This is a genomic window from Streptomyces sp. NPDC107528 (genome assembly GCF_055639295.1).
Map to the genome: position 1 here is coordinate 242,335 of NZ_JBVKAV010000011.1, position 16,658 is coordinate 258,992.

The window sequence follows — 16,658 nt, forward strand, 5'->3', positions numbered from 1 at the left end:
CTTGCGGCAGGCGCCGGGATTCGTAGGAGTGAACGTGAGCATGCGCATCGGAGTGGAGGAAGAGTTTCACGTCCTGGAGGTGGAGAGCGGACTGCTCGTGCCGCGAGCCGACGCGATCCTGCGACGGCTTCCGGGACGGACCTACACCACCGAACTGCATCAGTGCACCGTGGAGTCCAACAGCTCCGTGCACACGTCCCTGGATGACCTCTACGCCGACCTCACGGACCTGAGGCGGCGGCTCGACGCGGCAGCCTCCTCGCTGGGGCTGGCCGTGGTGGCCGCCGGCACGGCCCCACTGGCGCCCGCGGCCTCGGCCCACACCACAGCCGGAGCACGCTACCGCCACATGACCGAGGAGTACCGCAAGGTCGCCGACGAGCAACTCATCTGCGGCGCCCAGGTTCATGTGGACGTACCCGACCGCGACACCGCCGTACGGGCCATGTGCGAGATCTCGCCCTGGCTGCCGGTGCTGCTGGCCCTCTCCGCCAGTTCGCCGTTCTGGCAGGCCGCCGACACGGGCTACGCGAGCTGGCGCACCCTGCTGTGGCAGCGCTGGCCCACCGCGGGGCCGGTCGGCTGCTTCCCGAACGCGGCCGAGTACGACGCTGCCGTGGAGGACTTCGTGCGCGCCGGGATCATCAGCGACGCGGGAATGATCTACTACGACGTCCGCCCGTCGGACCATCTGCCCACGCTGGAACTGCGCACCTGTGATGCCTGTCCGCGCCCGGAGACCGTCGTGCTCATCGCCGGACTGTTCCGTGCCCTGGTGACCGAGGCCCGCGAACGTCTCGGCCGCGGCGATGCCCCCGGGTGCACCAGGCGGCACGAGTGGCTTCGGGGTGCGTCGTGGCGTGCCGCCCGGTCGGGACTCGAAGGGACGCTGGTGGACCCCGAGACCCACGAGGAGGCACCCGCGCACACGGTGGTGCGCAAGCTGCTCGTCCGGCTGCGGCCCGCGCTGGAAGCCCACGGGGACTGGCAGATCGTCCGGGAGCTCACCGGGTCGGCCCTAGCGAACGGAAGCGCTGCCCGGCGGATGCGCCGTGCGGCACAGGACGAGGACCTGCTGGCCTGCGTCGACATGCTGATCGCAGAGACCCGTGGCGAACACGGCCGCCGCAGGCCTCCGCTGCCCGACCGCAGCCCCGCCCGTGCCGTCGTCCAGGACGGCTCACCCTCCTCCATCGTCCCGGGCGGCCCGCCTCCGCCGTAGCCCCCGAGGCCCCGGACGGCATCGGCCGCCGGCCCGCCAGCGGCCGCCCGGCGGCCACGGCGAAGTTCTCGTCCCCGCGCAGAAAGGTCACGTGATGTCTCGCAGCACCGCCCAGACCCTCCTGACCGGCGCCCGCGCACCGGCACCCCCGTGCAGGCGCGCCGACGCCGACGCGAGCAAGGGAGGCGGGACGTCATGTGCGGTCTGACCGGCGAGGTCCGCTTCGACGGCCGGCGAGCCGACGAGGCTGCCGTCGAACGCATGGCCGACCGGCTCGCCGCCCGTGGACCCGACGGGCAGGGCACCTGGGCGCGGGGCCCGGTCGCACTGGGACACCGGCGACTGAAGATCATCGATCTCTCGGACCGGGGAGCCCAGCCGATGACCGACCCCCGCGGTCAGGTCACCGGCGTCTTCAACGGCTGCGTGTACAACCACCCTGAGCTGCGCGAAGAGCTGCGCGGCCTCGGGCACCGATTCGAGTCGACGTCGGACACGGAGGTCGTACTCAAGGCCTACCAGCAGTGGGGCACCGCCTGCGTCGAGCACTTCCTCGGCATGTTCGCCTTCGCGCTCGTCGAGCACCGGACCGGCCGTGTGGTCCTCGCCAGGGACCGGCTCGGAATCAAGCCCCTGTACCTCGCGCGGACACCGGGCCGGCTGCGGTTCGCCTCGACGCTGCCCGCTCTCCTCGCCGGCGGAGACGTGGACACATCGCTCGATCCGGTCGCCGTCCACCAGTACCTGAGCTGGCACGCCACCGTCGCGGCGCCGCGCACCGTCCTCAACGGGGTGCACAAGCTCCCGCCCGCCACCGTGCGGGTCGTCGAACCGGACGGCACCCATCGGGATCACTGCTACTGGCAGCCGGAGTACACACGCCGGGCCGAGTACGCCGGCATGGGCGCGGACGAATGGCGTGACGCGGTGCTGGACGCGCTCCGCACGGCCGTGCGCCGCAGGATGGTGTCCGACGTGGAGGTCGGTGTCCTGCTCTCCGGCGGCCTCGACTCCAGTCTGATCGTCGCGTTGCTGGCCGACGAGGGCCTGCACGACCTGATGACGTTCAGCGTCGGGTTCGAGACGGAGGGCGGCGAGAAGGGCGACGAGTTCCAGTACTCGGACCTGGTCGCCCGCGAGTTCGGGACCGACCACCGCCAGCTGATGGTTCCCTCCGACCGGGTGTCGATGGCTCTGGACGGGGCGGTCGCGGCCATGAGCGAGCCGATGATCAGCCACGACGTGGTCGCCTTCTACCTGCTGTCCGAGCAGGTCTCCAAGGAGGTCAAGGTCGTGCAGAGCGGCCAGGGAGCCGACGAGGTCTTCGCCGGCTACCACTGGTACCCGCAGCTGGCGGAGGTCTCCCGCGAGGACGAACCGGAGCGGTACGCCGCGACCTACTTCGACCGGCCGCATGCCGACCTCGCCAGGGTTTTGCAGCCGGACATGCTGCCGCGCGACGACGTATCGGGCAGCTTCGTCCGCAGCCACATGGCGGTCCCGGGCGCGGAGACCGCGCTCGACGCGGCTCTTCGGCTGGACACCCACGTCATGCTCGTCGACGACCCCGTGAAACGGGTCGACAACATGACCATGGCCTGGGGCCTGGAGGCACGGGTTCCGTTCCTCGACCACGAGCTGGTCGAGCTGGCGGCGGCCTGCCCGCCGGAGCTGAAACTGGCCGACGGCGGCAAGGGTGTGCTCAAGGAGGCGGGCCGCAAGCTCCTGCCTCGCGAAGTCGTCGACCGGCCCAAGGGCTACTTCCCCGTGCCGGCCATCCGGCACATGGCGGGCCCCGTCCTGGAACGCGTACGTGAAGCGCTCCAGACGCCCGAGGCGAAGCAACGCGGCCTCTTCCAGGAGTCGTACGTGACCGAGCTCCTCGCGGCGCCCGACGAGCACCGGACCCATCGGGGTGCGAACGCCCTGTGGCAGATTGCTTTGCTGGAGATATGGCTGCAGACCCACGGAATCAAGTGACCGAAGCCGGGGGCAGGCGGGTGGCGCACGGCCCGGCGCCCGTGTTCGCGGGTCCCAAGCCACTCACTTCGGCCACCGTGGAGCCCTCTGACAGCCGGACGGGGGATCTGTACGGTGCCGCCCGCGCCGCCGCTCCAGCGCCCCTTCCGCTGCCCGAGGCAGGCGGTCCCCGGGACGCCGTGACCCGGCTGCGCGCCCACGGCTGCTGGTACCCCTCGGCCAACGCGGACGGCACCGAAGTGGCGTTCATCTGTGACCGAGGAGGCGTCCCCCAGCTGTGGGCCGGCTCCGTCGACAGTGACGAGGTGCGGCTGCTCGACTCCTCACCGGACCCTGTGAAAGAGGTGTCCTGGTCACCGAACGGACAGTGGATCGCATACACCACCGCGCCGGGCGGCGGAGAGCACACCCGGGTCCTGTGCGTGCGGCCCGACGGCACCGGCCGGCGCCTCCTGGCGGGGGCCGACCCGGCCAGTTCCGCCTATCTGGGCTGCTGGGCACACGACGGCTCGTCCGTCGCCGTCACGTTCGCTGCTCCGGCCACCCAGCAGTACGGGATCATCACGGGGAACGCCGTGCGGGACCCGGACCTTGCCGACGGCCGCCCCGACGGCATCCGCCCGCCCACCGACTGGGCGGACCGGGACCGTCGCGCGACGCTTCTCGGCCCAGCCGCGTACGACGGGGCACCAGGGGAGCAACGGAGCCGAACGGCAAGCGACCTCCGGACTCCGGCGGCGCCCACGGTGCGTCCCGACGGCGGCCTCTCCGTCTACCTGATCGATCCCGACGGCCTGGCTTCCCCCGCCCTGCTCACCAGGGAGACCCACGCCGCCTCCCTCCGGGTGTGCGACCTCAGCCGGGACGGCAGCCTCGCACTGCTGCGCCGCGGGCCGCGCGGACGCAGGGAGGCGGTCGTCCGACGCACCGCCGACTCGGAGAGCACCTTCGCCATGCCGGTCGCCGACGGCGACCCTTGGATCGGCCGGTTCTCTCCCGACGGGCGGACACTGTGGCTGCGCAGCAACGCCGACCGGGAGTACGCGGCGCTCCTCGCGGTCGCTCTGGATACCGACGGCGCCCCACGCGGCGTGTCCCTCGCGGCGGAACGCGAGGGGGTCGACCTCGAACTCCTGACACTGGCGCACGACGGCCGCACGGCCGCGCTGGCATGGAACGTCCAGGGCGCGAACGAACTGGAACTCGTCGAGACCCACCCGACCCGACAGCCCCCGGACGACACGGGCCCGGCACGGCCCGTTCCCCTGCCCCACGAGGTCGCCACCCGCGTGACCGCCGCCGGCGCCGGGGGCCTGGTCCTGGCGCTGTCCGGCTCGCAACGCCGACCGGGCCTCTGGCGGGCTCACGAGGGCGTCTCCATGCTGCGCACGCCTTGGTCCTCCCAGGACGAGGACGCCGTCCCGCCGGGCCGCCCGCCGGTACGCCCCGTCCCGCTGCGTCTCACTGCGAGGGACGGGCTGCCCCTGAGCGGTTGGTACTACCGGGCGCCGGGCCGGGCCCCGGACGAGCCGGCACCCTGTGTGATCCACCTTCACGGCGGTCCCGAAGAGCAGGAACGGCCGGTGTTCAGCCCGCTCTACCACGAGCTGGTCGGGCGCGGCCTGGACATCTTCGCCCCCGACGTCCGAGGCTCCCTGGGGCACGGCCGGTCGTTCGTCGACGCCGACCTGGGCGCAGGACGCTTCGAGGCGTTCGACGACGTCGCCGACTGCGCGGGCCACGCGGTCATGGCCGGCCCCGCCGATCCGACGCGGCTGGCGGTCATGGGCCGCTCGTACGGGGGCTATCTGACGTTCGCCTCCGTCGTGTGGCACCCGGATCTGTTCCGCACCGCGGTCGCGGTCTGCGGCATGTCGGACTTCCTCACTTTCTTCGCCGGCACCGAGCCCTGGATCGCGGAATCGGCCGCTCACAAGTACGGCCACCCGGACCGCGACCGCGAGCTCCTGCGCACCCTGTCGCCGATGAGCCGCATCGACGCACTGCGGGTCCCGCTGCTGGCCGTCCACGGCGAACACGACACCAACGTGCCGCTGGGGGAGTCCCGGCAGTTCGTACGCGCCGCGCAGGAACGCGGCATCGAAGCCGAACTGCTGACTCTGCGCGACGAGGGCCACGACTTCCTGCGCGCCGACAACCGGCGACTGTTCCGCCGGGCCGCGGCGGACTGGCTGGAAGGCCACCTCCACTTGTGAACCGGCCTCATGCGGGGCCCAGCTCCACCGTGGTCGTGACCCGTGTGACGGCGGGCCCGGCCGGCACAGAACCGAACCCGAACCGCACCGGCGGTTCGACGGCCGCCAGCTCACCGAGGTACTGACCCTCCCAAGCGGCCGACACGGTGGAGACCGGCCGCAGATCCCGTGCGCCGTACCACTCGCGGCGGCCCGCACCGGCACTGCCCCGTGTCCGCACGCCGCGCAGCAGCACACCGGCAGGCCGGTCCGTCAGCGCGCTCCATGCCGGACGGCGGGCGAGGAATCCGGGCACGGCGCACAACAGGAGCCCCAGCGGCCCTCGTCGGCCGGTGGTGAAACACAGGTCGAGGGGGCCCGCCGCGACAGTCCAGGTGCTGTCGGCCACACGTACGTCGACCGGGGCGACTCGTACGGTGTCGAAGATGTAGGTGCTGCTGATGAAGTCGGCGGTCTCCGGTGTGGGCGCCAGCAAGAGCCGTTCCCCGTCGGCCCGCTCCACCATCACGTCGCTGAACCGCCCGAACGGCGACCGCTCCCAGCGCCCGAGCACCATCCGCGTTCCGGAGGACGTGCCCAGACCGGCGATCCAGCCGTCGAAACGCAGCCGCGGTGCCACCACAGCAGGCGAGTCCCCCACACAGGGCCACAGGAAACGGGCGGGACAGACGGCCCCGCATGGGCGTAGCGTCCTCATATGGGCGAGCACGGCTACGTGCGGCGTCCGAATGCCGCGCCCCGAGGGGAGCAGTCGGCATGACCGGTACGGGTGATCCGGCCCCGGACGACGACGCACTGGATGCCGCGTTCGCGGAGACGGTGCGCCGAACCGGCGCGTCCATCGGCGCGCTGTACCTGCTCGCACCGGACCAGCGGCTGCTGTGTCTGGACGTGCTGTGCGGGGTGCCGATCGAGTTCGCCGCACCGTGGGCCAGGGTTCCGCTCGCCTCCCCGGCACCCGTGGCCGACGCCGTACGTGAGGACCGCCTGGTGTGGGTCGGCAGCCAGGACGAGATGGTCCGCTCCTACCCGCGCACGGCCGTGGTGCTCCCGTACCCGTTGGCGCTGGTCGCCGCGCCGGTCACCGGCGTACGGCCGCGCGGGTCCCTGCTGCTGATGTGGCCGGCCACGCGCCCGCCGTACATGACCCAACGGGAGCGGGGCAACATCACGTCCAGCTGCCGACGGCTGGCCCGACTGGTGGAGGAGGCCGCCGAGAAGCCGGGATCCGCAGCCCGCCGCGAACAGCCACGCGTCGTCGCCGTCGGCATCGGTCGCCGAACCGCGAGCACCGATCCGGCCGTGGCGGACTTCGTCGAGCGCCTGCCCGGCGGAAGCTGCGCCCTGGACCTGGAAGGGCGCTTCACCTACGTCAGCTCCGGTGCCTGCGCACTGCTGGGCTGCGAGGCCGGCCGTCTGCTGGGCACCCGGCCCTGGCAGTCCCTTCGCTGGCTCGACGACCCCGCCCACGAGGACGGCTACCGCGCCGCGCTGATCAGCCGGGAACCCGTTTCCTTCACCGCGTGCCGTCCCCCGGACCAATGGCTGGACATCCACCTGTACCCGGACGCCAGCGGCATCAGCGTCCGCATCGTCCCCACCGGCGGGCCCGCGCCGCCCTCACCGGCGCCCCGCCGGTCCACGCGCACCGCCACGCCGGCTCGCGGCGGACAGCTGTACCAACTCACCCACCTCGCCGCCGCGCTGACCGAGGTCGTCGGCGTCCAGGACGTCGTCGACCTGGTCGCCGACCAGATCATGCCCGCCTACGGCGCCCAGGGCCTGGTCATGTCCACGGCTGACGCCGGCCGGCTCCGCATCACCGGTCACCGCGGCTATCCCGCCGACACCATCAGACGGCTCGACGGCCTCCCCCTCGACACGTCCTTCACCCCGGCCGGCAAGGTCCTCAGCAGCGGCATCCCCGCGTTCTTCGCCAGCGTGGACGAGATGCGGCGCGACTACCCCGAGGCACCGCTGATCAGCGGCAAACAGGCCTGGGCGTTCCTGCCGCTGATCATCTCCGGCAGGCCCGTCGGCGTATGCATCCTGTCCTACGACAGCCCTCACGAGTTCCCCGCCGAGGAACGGGCCGTCATGACCTCCCTCGCCGGACTCATCGCCCAGGCCTTCGACCGCGCCCGCCTGTACGACATCAAACACGAGCTGGCCCACGGCCTCCAGCAGGCGCTGCTCCCACGCAGCCTGCCCGCCGTCGCCGGCCTGCGCGTCGCCGCCCGCTATCTGCCCGCCACGCGCGGCATGGAGATCGGCGGGGACTTCTACGACCTGATCCGGCTCGGCGACACCGCGGCCGCAGCCGTCATCGGCGACGTCCAGGGCCACAACGTCGCAGCCGCCGCCCTGATGGGCCAGGTACGCACCGGTGTGCACGCCCACGCGACCCTCGGCACGCCTCCCGACCAGGTGCTCCACCGGATCAACCGGGTCCTCGTCGACCTCGCCCCCGACCTGTTCACCAGCTGCCTCTACGCCCACCTCGACTTCGCCCGCGGACGCGTGACCCTCGCCAGCGCCGGCCACCCGCCACCCCTGCTGCGCAGCCCCGACGGGGACACACGGCCCGTCGCCGTCCCGCCCGGGCCCCTCCTCGGCATCGACCCCGACGCCGACTTCCCCGTGACGGGGATCCCGCTCACTCCCGGGACGCTGCTCGCCTTCTACACCGACGGCCTCGTCGAAACACCGGGCACCGACCTCGACGACTCCATCACCCAGCTCGCACACCATCTCGCCGCCGCCGACGACCGAGACCTGGACGGCCTCATCGACACGCTGCTGAGGAACGCCGCCGCCACCGCACAGCGCACCGACGACATCGCCCTGCTCGTCCTGCAGCACGAGACGCACCACTGACGACAGGCGGTACCAGCGCTGTGACAGCGCCTGCACGGCCGCCCCGGCCGGCCTCCTCAGGAACGCTCGTCGGAGAAGCCCGGTTCATCGTGGTGGGTGGAGGCCTCCGCGACCCGCTTGAGCCCCGATGCCGTGGCCGGGTCCCCGACCTTGGCGGGTTCGTCGTGCACGGGGGCCGCAGGACGGTCCTGGTGGAAATGGGAGGAAGCCAGCTTGTTGCCGGGACCGTGGGGCTCCGGACGGGCGTCGGCGGCTTCCGTGGAGGCAGGGCCGGATCCGGCCGCAGGGCGCTGCCTGCCGTCTTGCGCCGCCTCCTCCTGCCCGCCCTGGCGCGGACGCGGCTGGGTCAGCCAGGCGACGGCCGCGCCGGTGACGGCGACGGGCCATTCCACCACCCCGGCCACGCCGAGCACTCCCGCTCCGGTGTAGACCGCGATCCGGCGGCCACGAGGAGACACCGCCCCGATCCGGTCCAGGGCACTGCCGGCGACCTTGCCCACCTGCTCAGCCCCGGGCAGACGCCGGAGCCCGGAGCCGACGATCCGCAACGGAAAAGGCAGATCCGACGCACTCGTCCTGACCTGGCTCATCTCGAACTCCCTCCGCAGGTCTCCAAGGGTCTTCGCCCCGGGTTTCCACTCTCACACCGCCTATCCGGTGTTCAGGAGGTTTGTGTGAATGACGGCATGACCAGGCACTCTCAGTGCTCGCTCCGCTGCCTGACAGTGGTCTCGGCCGTAGTACGGATCCGCTTGGCACGGCCGCCCGCGGCGAGGATCTCCAAGGCCTTGCTGCTCGACGCGGCGGCGGCTTTGAGCTGAAGCCAGCCGGCTCGGCGATCCAGGTGCCGTAGCACGGCGGACTGGGCCATCGACTGGTCCGTATCGGTGGGGTCGAGCGCCAGGAGCCTTGGCGTCCTCGCGGCCGATCCCGGCGATGTCGTCGGCCATGTCGCGCACCCGGTCGACCCGAGGGTGTATCCACTGCGCTCAGTCCACCCGGACGCCCACGATGCAGGTGTCGTCGTCCGTGTCGGACTTGCTGTAGGTGAGCAGACGGTCCAGCTGCTGTTCGAGCGTGGGCGGGACCGTGCGGGCAGCCGCAAGCAACTGGGTCAGCGATTCCTCCACGGTACGGTCACGGCGTTCGATCAGACCGTCCGTGTACATCAACAGCGTGTCGTCGACGGCCAGTTGGACCTCGTGTTCCTGGTACGCCGCTTCGGGTACGGCACCGAGCAGCATGCCCTTCACCAGGGGCAGCGGCGTCGCTTCGCTGCCGCGCACCAGCACCGGCGGCAGATGGCCGGCCCTGGCCCAGCGCAGCGTGCGGCGCTCGGGGTCGTACAGGCCGCACACCGCGGTGGCGGTGACGGCGCCCGTCAGATGGTGGGCCACCATGTTGAGCCAGGCCAGCAACTGGGCCGGTCCGGCACCCGTCACGGCGAGTCCGCGCAGCGCGTTGCGCAGGACGACCATGCTGGTGGCCGCCTCGATCCCATGCCCGGCGACGTCTCCCACGCACAGCAGCACCAGCCGGGACGGCAGCACGACCGCGTCGTACCAGTCGCCGCCGACGAGCTGCTGGGTCTCCGCGGGCCGGTAGCGCACGGCCACGCGCAAGCCGGGGGCCTCCAGCGGGGCATGCTCGGGCGGCATGATCGCGTGCTGCAGCTGGAGGGTGAGCCGAGCGCGTTCGATGGCCTGCTGCTCGGTGTGGGCGAGCTGGTCACGCGTGGCGGCGAGCGCGACCTCCGTCCAGTGGTGGGCGGAGATGTCCTGGTAGGCGCCTCGTACGACGAACAGCCGGCCGTCGGAGTCGAGTTCCGGCTCGGCGACCACGCGGATGTGCCGGGTCACCCCGTCCGGCCGCAGGAGCCGGAAGGCCGTGGACGCGGGACGGCGGTGATGCAGCAGGGTGCGCAGAAATCTGCCGATGGCGACCGCGTCGTCGGGGTGGGCATGGGCGGGCAGGTCCTCCAACGGAATCGGACCGCTCGCGGCGGGCTTGCCGTAGAGGCTGTAGAGCTGAACGTTCCAGGTGATCTCGCCGGTGAGGAGGTTCTCCTCGAAGCCGCCGATGCGGCCCAGGCGCTGAGCGTGCTGCAGCAGGCTCGCCAACCGTGCTGTTTCGTCCTCTATGCGCAACAGGAGCAGGACGCTGCCGCCATGCCGGCTGATGTTGATGTCGGCGACCGCTGCCAGCGGGACCTCGTCGACCAGCGCGGTGAGCCGCATACGCTGGGCGCGGAACGGCTCGCCCGTGGCGTAGACACGCTCGATCTGCTCGAACAGCTCGCTCTCCCCGGCGACCATCGGGTACGCCTCCAGCAGCAGGGAGCCGTTGACGACACCCCGCGGCCGGCCGGTCGGGTCCAGGAAGCGGCTGTTGACGTGGTGGATGTGGAAGTCGACGAGTTCCCCGGCGGCGTCCAGCCTGGGAACGAGCACCAGCGCCGGGTCGTGGAGGCCGTCGGCCAGGTCCATCAGCTCGGCGACGTCCGGCAGGACGGCGGGCCGCGCAGCGCCGTCGGGGTGGTGCGGGGCGGAGGTCTCCAGGGTGTGCGCACACAGCTCGGCCAGGGCCTCGACCTGGCGGACGATCTGCGGCGGCTGAGGTTCGAGCGGTGCGGGCCAGACGATCTCCAGTACGCCGTGGATCCGGCCTCCGGTGCCCGCAGGCACGGCGACCCGGCCGCCGTCCGGGTGGTGATGCCCGCCGATGGAGGGCAGCCCGGTCTCCGACAGACAACCGATCCACTGGCCCGTTCGCTCGCCGAGCCCACGACGCGCCACGGTCGCCACACCGGGCGGCACATATCGCCAGCGCCCCGCCTCGGCGAGCGAGAATCCCGCGCTGCCCGCCAACGTGAGCGACCCGTCGCCGCCCAGCGCCCAGATGGCCACCGCCTCCGCGCCGAGGGGCCTCAGCGCGTGCTCCATCAGTGAGTCGGCCACGGCTTGGGCGTCGCGGGCGGCCAGCGCACCGCTCTCGGCGGCCCGTAGCCGTACGGCGGAGGCGTCGCTCCTCGGTGGGCCGGTGACTTCGGCGCCGCCCGCTGTGGTCGCCAGGAAGGCGGAGGTCACTTCGGAAAGCCGGTCACGCGAGGCCTGGTTGATGACCTCGACCGCGAATTCGAGCGGTGTCATGCCCGCCTGCTCGGTCAGCTCGGCGAGCTGCCGTGCCGCCTGCGCCGGCCCGCACCGGAGCCGCTCGACGAGGATGCCCTTGGCCAGCTCGATCAGGGCACGCCCGTCCGCCTCCGCCTGGGCCGCCCGTACCTCCCGGCGCAACCGATCCACGGTCGCCGCCAGCCTGCCGACGGGGGAGGGGTTCGGTGTTCCGGCGGGTGGCCTGCCCGCCGGAACACGGGCGGATTCCGGCTCTGCCGGCTGGTGGGGATGGGTCACGGTTGACCTGTTCCTCGGCTCGGACGTCCAGGGACGCCGGGTGGGCGGCTGGTTCGGACGGCGGCATGACACCCCGTCACATGGCCAGCCAGTGCTGGACGCGGCCGATGAGCTCGTTGGTGTCGACAGGCTTGGTGACGTAGTCGTTCGCGCCGGACGCGAGACTCTTCTCCTGGTCCCCGGGCATGGCCTTCGCGGTGACCGTGATGATGGGCAGGTTCGCGTAGCGGGGCATCGCACGGATCTCCGCGGTGGCGGCGTAGCCGTCCATCTCCGGCATCATCACGTCCATCAGGACCAGCGAGATGTCGGTGTGCGCGAGGAGCGTCTCGATGCCCTTGCGGCCGTTGTCGGCGTGCAGGACGCGGAAGCCGTGGAGCTCCAACGCCCCGCTGAGTGCGAAGAGGTTGCGCGCGTCGTCGTCGACCACGAGCACTGTGCTGCCGACGAAGGCCTTGTCGACGACCTGCGCGATCGGTCGCTGGGGTTCCTCGACGCGTACGAGCGACAGCACGTCTCCCGGTTCCTCGGCGGACAGGTGCAGGGTGATGCGTTCGCGCAGATCGTCCAGGCTGGACAGGAAGTCCAACGGGCGGCCGTCCGCGCGGGAGCGCAACATCTGCTCCTGCGCCAGGTCCACGTGATGACCGGTGTGCACGAGCACCGGCACGCTGGCCAGCGCCGAGTCGCCCTCCATGGCCTGCAGCAGACGGGCGCCCTCGTCGTCGGGCATGTCCAGCTCCAGCACGACGCAGTGACAGGGTTCCGCGGCCAGCGTGCTCGCCGCTTCCTGCGCCCCGACCGCCGTGATCACGTCGATCACCCCGAGCGGGTTGTGGGGGTCGGTGGCGATGTCCGCCACCGCGCGCTCGGCGACCAGGGTCAGCAGCCCGCGCGGACGGCCCTCGACGACGAGCAGGCGCCGTCTGCGCTGCTCGGGAGCCTTGATGGCAGCTGCCTCCGACGGGGAGGCCGGCAACAGCTCGGCTGCGGTGGCATGCGGCTGGTCCGCCCCGAGGTTGCCACCGTCGAGCAGATCCTCGAAGTCGGCGCGTGTCACCGGAAGGTAGAGCGTGAAGGTGCTGCCCTGGCCGGGCGTGCTGTCGACCGTGACGGCGCCGCCGAGCAGGTAGGCGATCTCCCGGGTGATCGACAGACCGAGGCCGGTGCCGCCGTACTTGCGGCTGGTCGTGCCGTCCGCCTGCTGGAACGCCCCGAAGATCGTCTCCAGCTGCTGCTGCGGGATGCCGATGCCGGTGTCCTTCACCCGGAAGGCCACCACGGGAGCGCCGCGGAGGACGCCCACGGGCACCTCCCGGTCCGCTGCGGGTTCGATGCGCAGCTCGACGCTGCCCTGTTCGGTGAACTTCACCGCGTTCGACAGCAGGTTGCGCAGGATCTGACGCAACCGGGAGCCGTCGGTGAGCAGATCGGCCGGGGTGCCCGGCGCGGTCGCCACCGTGAAGGCCAGACTCTTCTGCGTCGTCATCGGCCTGAACGTCGCCTCGACGTACTCCAGGAGCTGGCGCAGCGGGATGCGCTCGGGGGCGACGTCCATCTTGCCGGCCTCGACCTTCGACAGGTCGAGGATGTCGTTGATCAGCTGCAACAGGTCCGAGCCCGCCGAGTGGATGATCCCCGCGTACTCGACCTGCTTCGGGGTGAGGTTGCGCGAAGGGTTCTGCGCCAGCAACTGAGCCAGGATCAGCAGGCTGTTGAGCGGCGTACGGAGCTCGTGGCTCATGTTCGCCAGGAACTCCGACTTGTACTTCGACGCCAGCGCCAGCTCCTGCGCACGGGTCTCCAGCTCTTGTCGTGCCTGCTCGATCTGCAGGTTCTTGGCCTCGATGTCGCGGTTCTGCGAGACCAGCAGGGACGCCTTCTCCTCAAGTTCGTCGTTGGAGCGCTGGAGTTCGTCCTGCTGGACCTGCAACTCCTCGGACCGCGCCTGGAGTTCAGCGGTCAGGCGTTGGGACTCGTCCAGCAGCTCGTCCGTGCGGGCGTTGGCCACGATGGTGTTGAGGCTGACACCGATGGTCGGCATCAGCTGGGCGAGGAAGTCCTGATGGATCTGGGTGAAGCGAGCGATGGACGCCAGCTCGATGACACCGAGGACCTGGTCCTCGACGACGATGGGCAGGACCATCAGGGCGCTGGGCACGGCCTGCCCGAGACTGGAGGAGATCGTCACATAGCCCGGCGGCAGTTCCTCCACGCTGATGGGACGGTGGTTGCGTGCGGCCTGCCCGACCAGGGAGCGCCCGACGCGGATGCGCTCGGGCCGGCCGGTGTCGTCGGGATAGCCGTACGAGCCCACGAGCCGCAGGTCGGAGCCACGCTCGGTGTCCTCGGCGAGGTAGAAGGCGCCGTACTGCGCCGAGACCAGTGGCGCGAGTTCGTCCATGACGAGCTCGGCGACGACAGGCAGGTCGCGGTGACCCTGCATCAGTGCGGAGATCCGGGCGAGGTGCGTCTTGAGCCAGTCCTGCTCCTGGTTGGCCCGTGTGGTCTCACGCAGGGACCCCACCATGGAGTTGATGTTGTCCTTGAGCTCGGCGACTTCGCCCGATGCCTCCACGTTGATGGAGCGGGTCAGGTCCCCCTCGGCGACGGCGCTCGCGACCTCGGCGATCGCACGGACCTGGCGGGTGAGGTTCCCGGCCAGTTCGTTGACGTTCTCCGTCAGCCGCTTCCAGGTGCCCTCGACTCCCTCCACCTCGGCCTGTCCGCCGAGCCGCCCCTCGCTGCCGACCTCACGGGCCACGCGGGTGACCTCGGCGGCGAACGACGACAGCTGGTCGACCATCGTGTTGATGGTGGTCTTCAGCTCCAGAATCTCGCCGCGGGCGTCCACGTCGATCTTCTTCGACAGGTCACCGTTGGCCACCGCGGTCGTGACCAGGGCGATGTTGCGGACCTGCCCGGTCAGGTTGTTGGCCATGGAGTTGACGTTGTCGGTGAGGTCCTTCCACGTGCCCGCCACGTTCGGTACGTGCGCCTGACCCCCGAGGCGTCCCTCGGTACCGACTTCGCGGGCGACACGCGTGACCTCGTCCGCGAACGCGGAGAGCGTGTCGACCATCGTGTTGATGACGTCCGCCAGGGCAGCGACCTCGCCCTTGGCCTCCACCGTGATCTTCTGAGAGAGGTCACCGCGCGCGACGGCCGTGGCGACCTTGGCGATCGAGCGGACCTGGCCGGTCAGGTTGGACGCCATCACGTTGACGTTGTCGGTGAGGTCCTTCCACGTCCCCGACACGCCTCGGACGGTCGCCTGGCCGCCCAGATTGCCCTCCGTGCCTACTTCGCGCGCCACGCGGGTGACTTCGTCGGCGAAGGCGGAGAGCTGGTCGACCATCGTGTTGATGGTGGTCTTGAGCTCCAGGATCTCGCCGCGGGCGTCCACGGTGATCTTCTGGGAGAGATCGCCCTTCGCGACGGCAGTGGCCACCTGGGCGACGTTGCGGACCTGCGCGGTCAGGTTGCCCGCCATGAAGTTCACGGAGTCCGTGAGGTCGCGCCAGGTGCCCTTCACGCCCTTGACGTCCGCCTGTCCGCCGAGGCGCCCCTCGGTGCCGACCTCGCGGGCGACGCGGGTGACTTCGTCGCCGAAGGCGGAGAGCTGGTCGACCATCGTGTTGATGGTGTTCTTCAGCTGGAGGATCTCACCGCGGGCGTCCACGGTGATCTTCTGCGACAGGTCGCCCTGCGCGACCGCGGTCGTCACCTGGGCGATATTGCGGACCTGGGAAGTGAGGTTACCGGCCATGAAGTTGACCGAATCGGTGAGGTCGCGCCACACACCACCGACACCGGGCACCCGGGCCTGTCCGCCGAGGCGTCCCTCGCTGCCGACCTCACGGGCCACGCGGGTGACTTCGTCGGCGAAGGCGGAGAGCTGGTCGACCATCGTGTTGACGGTCTCCTTCAGCTCCAGGATCTCGCCGCGTGCGGGGACGTCGACCTTCTGCGACAGATCGCCCTTCGCCACCGCGGTCGCCACCTGCGCGATGTCACGCACCTGCGTGGTCAGATTGCCCGCCATGGCGTTGACCGAGTCGGTCAGATCGGCCCAGGTGCCCGAGACGCCCGGCACCTCGGCCTGACCGCCCAGCGTGCCTTCGGTACCCACCTCCCGCGCCACTCGCGTCACTTCCGACGTGAACACGGACAGTTGGTCCACCATGCCGTTGAAGACCGTGGCGATGTCGCCCAGCAGACCCTCGCCGTCGGCCGGCAGCCGGGTACCGAAGTCGCCGTCCCGTACGGCGGTCAGTCCGGCCAGCAGCTGCCGCAGCTCCTGCTCGCCCGGGGGTCCGTCGACGGCCTCGATCATCTTGCTGGTCATGCGCACCCTCGTTCCGCTCCCCAAGAGCCCTCACCCCGAGGACTCGGAACCGCGCCGGGCCTGTGAAGGCCCACTCACCGTCCGGTTTCCGCTGTTCACACGCCTCGACCGGATGAGAAAATCCCGTGAAGATTAACTCAGTTGCCAGGCGACAACAAAAGCCTGGCGCAGAGGTCCCGACTGGACGGAAACCCGCCCTTCCGGGAGGCATGCTCGACGGGATTCGAGGTACTTGGAAGGTTTTCGCTCGGACTTCGAGGCGGCGAAGTGGTCTCCCTCGGGGTGTCGTATGCACCGCTTCGGCGGGTACCCGGGGCCGCATGCCGAAGAGGGTGAAGTATGCAGGTTTTGTCCTGGTGTTCTTTGTGCTGATGGCTGTGGTGATCCGGTTCGGAGGCGCGGGAGTCGGCTGGGGCCATGCCTTGCTGGGTGCGCTCGTGGCGACGCCGCTGGGCCTGTGGATGATCTGGTTGCGTCGTCGCATGACGGAGCAGGCGCAGGAGTGGGGACGACGGAGGTTCCGACCGTGGCCTGAGGAGCGCCGCCGCTGAGCCCTGCGGCCCGCCAAGGCAATCACCGCCCCGGCGGACCGCTACCACAGCGCC

At 71.0% G+C, this 16,658-nt stretch carries 10 protein-coding genes; 5 read left to right on the forward strand and 5 right to left on the reverse strand.

Annotated features, from left to right (window positions below; all coding sequences use genetic code 11):
• Nucleotides 1–40 precede the first annotated feature (40 nt).
• The 3 genes from ACZ7L5_RS32505 (at nucleotide 41) to ACZ7L5_RS32515 (ending at nucleotide 5,418) form a co-directional block, all read left to right on the forward strand.
• A complete protein-coding gene (locus ACZ7L5_RS32505; protein WP_471521528.1) occupies nucleotides 41–1,222 on the forward strand; it encodes a carboxylate-amine ligase in 1,182 nt (393 codons plus the stop codon).
• 195 nt (nucleotides 1,223–1,417) lie between these two features.
• On the forward strand, nucleotides 1,418–3,202 hold the full coding sequence (locus ACZ7L5_RS32510; RefSeq protein WP_471521249.1) for an N-acetylglutaminylglutamine amidotransferase: 1,785 nt from the start codon (nucleotides 1,418–1,420) through the stop codon (nucleotides 3,200–3,202).
• Complete coding sequence (locus ACZ7L5_RS32515) at nucleotides 3,175–5,418, forward strand: S9 family peptidase (protein ID WP_471521251.1); 2,244 nt, start codon at nucleotides 3,175–3,177, stop codon at nucleotides 5,416–5,418. Before ACZ7L5_RS32510 ends, ACZ7L5_RS32515 begins: the two co-directional genes overlap by 28 nt.
• A gap of 7 nt (nucleotides 5,419–5,425) precedes the next feature.
• On the opposite strand, the gene ACZ7L5_RS32520 is transcribed toward ACZ7L5_RS32515, so the two are convergent.
• Nucleotides 5,426–5,974 carry a hypothetical protein gene (locus ACZ7L5_RS32520; protein ID WP_471521530.1) on the reverse strand — a complete coding sequence of 183 codons (549 nt, stop codon included), beginning with the start codon at nucleotides 5,972–5,974 and terminating at the stop codon, nucleotides 5,426–5,428.
• 200 nt (nucleotides 5,975–6,174) lie between these two features.
• On the opposite strand from ACZ7L5_RS32520, the gene ACZ7L5_RS32525 reads away from it, so the two are divergent.
• A complete protein-coding gene (locus ACZ7L5_RS32525) occupies nucleotides 6,175–8,295 on the forward strand; it encodes a SpoIIE family protein phosphatase (RefSeq protein ID WP_471521253.1) in 2,121 nt (706 codons plus the stop codon).
• A 56-nt stretch (nucleotides 8,296–8,351) separates the two neighbouring features.
• Here the strand turns inward: ACZ7L5_RS32525 and ACZ7L5_RS32530 are convergent, their stop codons facing one another.
• The 4 genes from ACZ7L5_RS32530 to ACZ7L5_RS32545 form a co-directional block, all read right to left on the reverse strand.
• Nucleotides 8,352–8,885, reverse strand: coding sequence for a hypothetical protein (locus tag ACZ7L5_RS32530; protein ID WP_471521255.1), 534 nt, complete (start codon nucleotides 8,883–8,885; stop codon nucleotides 8,352–8,354).
• Nucleotides 8,886–8,995: 110 nt separating this feature from the next.
• Nucleotides 8,996–9,166 (reverse strand): hypothetical protein, encoded by a 171-nt coding sequence (locus ACZ7L5_RS32535; protein WP_471521257.1) that lies wholly within the window; start codon nucleotides 9,164–9,166, stop codon nucleotides 8,996–8,998.
• 118 nt (nucleotides 9,167–9,284) lie between these two features.
• The gene (locus ACZ7L5_RS32540) at nucleotides 9,285–11,705 is read right to left on the reverse strand and encodes a SpoIIE family protein phosphatase (protein ID WP_471521259.1); all 2,421 of its coding nucleotides are present in this window, start codon (nucleotides 11,703–11,705) and stop codon (nucleotides 9,285–9,287) included.
• A 76-nt stretch (nucleotides 11,706–11,781) separates the two neighbouring features.
• Nucleotides 11,782–16,053 carry a HAMP domain-containing protein gene (locus ACZ7L5_RS32545; protein WP_471521261.1) on the reverse strand — a complete coding sequence of 1,424 codons (4,272 nt, stop codon included), beginning with the start codon at nucleotides 16,051–16,053 and terminating at the stop codon, nucleotides 11,782–11,784.
• Between the two features lie 320 nt (nucleotides 16,054–16,373).
• Between ACZ7L5_RS32545 and ACZ7L5_RS32550 the strand changes: the two genes are divergently transcribed.
• Nucleotides 16,374–16,604, forward strand: a complete 231-nt coding sequence (locus ACZ7L5_RS32550) for a hypothetical protein (protein ID WP_471521263.1) — start codon at nucleotides 16,374–16,376, stop codon at nucleotides 16,602–16,604.
• Nucleotides 16,605–16,658: the final 54 nt, after the last annotated feature.